Origin of the sequence: Planctopirus hydrillae (genome assembly GCF_001707835.1) — a bacterium.
Classification (GTDB): Bacteria; Planctomycetota; Planctomycetia; order Planctomycetales; family Planctomycetaceae; genus Planctopirus; species Planctopirus hydrillae.
Genome location: NZ_LYDR01000056.1, coordinates 1 through 309, shown reverse-complemented (window position 1 = coordinate 309; position 309 = coordinate 1). Strand labels below are relative to the sequence as shown.

General features: G+C 65.0%; 1 pseudogene. It reads left to right on the top strand.

The features are described from left to right. Positions 1–298 (top strand): annotated as a pseudogene (locus tag A6X21_RS24590) (serine kinase); the annotation flags it as partial. Between the last annotated feature and the right edge of the window lie 11 nt (positions 299–309).

Here is a 309-nt window from a genome sequence, read left to right as displayed (position 1 = left end):
GGACAAAGCCTTGCTGAACCTGGGTCGCCACCGACCGGGTCAACTCCTACGCCGTGCCCCCTTAAGGGCCGTGGTCGTGCCGCAAGTGGTGCCCGCTGCCCGCCGCTCTCGACTAACTCGACTGCGCGGAGCCCAGGCTCTGCTGGCCCTGGCACCCTCCACTCTTTTTCAACTGGCCGGAGCCCACCAGGATTGTATGAACCGCCTGGCTGGCCTGCTGCGTCAACTTCCCTGTTACCGGCTCGAACTGGCCGACGACCCGGGTAATCTTCCGGGCCTGCTCGAGGAGTTGCTGTGACGGTCAGTGTC